This window comes from Moraxella sp. CTOTU47724 (assembly GCF_032014955.1).
GTDB classification, from domain to species: Bacteria; Pseudomonadota; Gammaproteobacteria; order Pseudomonadales; family Moraxellaceae; genus Faucicola; species Faucicola tetraodonis.
The window spans coordinates 1-2675 of sequence record NZ_DALZSV010000101.1 but is presented as its reverse complement, the minus strand read 5'-3'; the positions used below and the strand labels follow the sequence as shown (position 1 = coordinate 2675).

The window sequence follows — 2675 nt, the reverse complement described above, 5'->3', positions numbered from 1 at the left end:
GGCACAGACAAACACAACCAAACCAAAACGACGGACATACAGCAAAGAACTCAAGGCCTATCTCGTAGAACAAGCCTTAACAGGCAAACGCTCGATTGCTAGCCTAGCTCAAGGACACGGCATCAACCCAAATTTACTACAGAAATGGATAAAATCTGTCAGAGACGAGAAAATCGCAGCAACCTTATCTCAACCATTAGCCAGCTCAAATATCGAAACCAATCTCATTGATCATGGGTCTGAGCCTGCTTTCTTACCCGTTATCCTGCAACATAAAACCAAGCACGAAATAACACCGCAAGCAACTGCCTTCGCCCCAACCCTCACAGGCATACAGCTTCAAATCCCTAAGCATAACGGGACGCCAATAACGTTAAGCATTGCTCAAATTGACACCCATAGCCTTATTGAACTGCTACGGGGCTTACAATGATACAAATCAACCAAATCTGGCTATCCACGACAGCCATGGACATGCGAAGTGGCAGCAACAAACTACTCGCCTTTATTCTAGAAAAACACCATGGTATCAAACCGCACTGTGCCTACCTATTTTACAACAAAACAGGGACACGGCTAAAAGTGCTCATTCATGACGGACTAGGCGTTTGGCTGTGTAGCCGAACTCTAGATGACAGCAAATTTCATGGACTCAGTGAACGTCTCATGCGACATCACAGCCAATCCAACCAAAACACAGGGTTTGCCATCAATCAACAACAATTTAACGCCCTTATCAGCGGATTAGCTTGGCACAACTTAGGCAAAGAGATACTCACCCCCGTCATCTGAATCATAACATTAAAAAATTCCCACTATCACAACCAACTCGCTGACAAGCTATAGTGATTATGGCAACATAGCGCCATGACCAATCACAGCCCAACCGACCTAACCAATCCTAGCTACGCTGAACTATTGGCTAAAATAGCCCTGCTTGAACAACAACAAAAACAGCAGCAAGATGCGTATCAACAGCGTCTACGAGAGCAGCAGCAACAATACGAAAAACAGCTTAAAGCCTATCAGGTTCAAATCGAACATCTCATCGAAAAACAAAAACTGCTCATTCACCAACTATTTGGACAAAAGAACGAAGCATTAACGCCCAAACAAGACCATTTGGGCAAAGAATCTGCTCTAGAAGACCTATCTGCCCTTGAACAAATTAAAGACAATGCTCAAGCCGAGCTTGATAACGACAGCCATACTGCATCGACAAACGAATCGGTCAATACAGATAGCCAAATGCTTATCACCCAAAGTGAAAGTAAGCAAACCGACACAAACTCAGATGACAACAAACCAGCGAAACCCAAACGCGAGCGGCGTATTGTCATCCCTGATAACCTAGAAGTCCGAACCATCATTCATGAGCCTGAATCAATCACTTGTGGTTGTGGCTGTCAAATGAAACAAATTGGCGAAGACGTACAAGACAAACTCGGACTTATCCCTGCTTGCTTTTACCGTGAACGCCACATCTATCCCAAATACGCTTGTCAGCATTGCCAACGTCAATCTTTTAGCAAACAGCCAATTGACGACACCCAAAACCAAAATCACCGCCTAATTCAAGCCAAAGTCCCTGCGGGGGTCATCGTTAAAAGCATTGCCACCGCTGAGCTACTAGCCCACATCATCATTAGCAAATTTGCTGATCATCAGCCACTATACCGTCAAAGCCTAATCTATGGGCGAAGTGGCGTGCATTTATCCGACTCAACAATGGCAGACTGGGTAGGACGCTGTGGTGTCGCCCTTGAGCCACTGGTGAAACCCTTGCATGAATTACTATTAACCCAACCGATTCTGCATGCCGATGAAACCCCTGTCAATATTTTAAAGTTTAATAACAATAAGGGTAAGTTAAAGCAAGGCTATGTTTGGGCGTATCTGACCCCACAACATTGTCAAAGCTATGGTGGTTTTAAAGCCGTGGTGTATGACTTTGCCGAAAGTAGGCGAAATGAACACCCCAAAGCCTTTTTAGATAAGTGGCAGGGTCAGCTCATTTGCGATGATTACAATGGCTATAAGTGTTTGTTTAATCAAAAGCAAGCGGTTATCGAAGTCGGCTGTATGGCTCATGCCAGACGTAAATTCCATGAGCTTCATATCAAGGGTCAGAGTTTGGTGGCTCATGAAGCGTTGGCATTATTTCAAAAGCTGTATGCGGTTGAATGCCAGATTGATGCGTTATTTGAGAAAAATGAGACGCCAAGCCCTAGAGTCGCTACAACGGTAGTTGCCATCAGGCAACAACACGCAAAACCGATTGCCAAAGCGTTATATCGTTGGTTACAGGAAAAAAGGTTAGGCACAACCAAGAACGCAAGTATTACCAAAGCAATCGAGTATTGCTTAAAACGGTGGCAAGCTCTGACACGTTATCTTGAGGATGGCAGTTTGCCGATTGATAATAATTGGGCGGAGAATCAGATGCGTCCTTGGGCGCTCGGGCGTAAGAATTGGTTATTCGCAGGATCGCTTAAAAGTGGGCAGCGTGCTGCGGTGATTATGTCGCTTATCCAGTCGGCTCGTTTGAATGGGTTGGATGTTTATGCCTACTTGTCTGATGTGCTTAAACGTCTGCCTACCCATAAAGATAAGGATATTGATGAGCTCCTGCCTCATGTTTGGAAAATGCAATAGGGGTTGGTCGGATGCTTACT

The 2675-nt window shown here is 44.9% G+C and carries 3 protein-coding genes; all 3 read left to right on the top strand.

Annotated features, from left to right (window positions below):
- On the top strand, positions 1-433 hold a 433-nt coding region (locus tag RTR63_RS11650; RefSeq protein ID WP_312524424.1), incomplete at its 5' end, for a transposase.
- On the top strand, positions 430-792 hold the full coding sequence (gene tnpB, locus RTR63_RS11645) for an IS66 family insertion sequence element accessory protein TnpB (protein ID WP_050326033.1): 363 nt from the start codon (positions 430-432) through the stop codon (positions 790-792). The genes RTR63_RS11650 and tnpB, both read left to right, overlap by 4 nt.
- A 75-nt stretch (positions 793-867) precedes the next feature.
- Positions 868-2655: an IS66 family transposase gene (tnpC, locus tag RTR63_RS11640; protein WP_312524422.1), complete on the top strand. Its 1788-nt coding sequence runs from the start codon at positions 868-870 to the stop codon at positions 2653-2655.
- Positions 2656-2675: the final 20 nt, after the last annotated feature.

Bases quoted from the DNA above. Each gene is read 5' to 3' on its own strand.
- tnpB (WP_050326033.1), top strand. From the start codon at position 430: ATGATACAAATCAACCAAATCTGGCTATCCACGACAGCCATGGACATG.
- tnpC (WP_312524422.1), top strand. From the start codon at position 868: ATGACCAATCACAGCCCAACCGACCTAACCAATCCTAGCTACGCTGAA.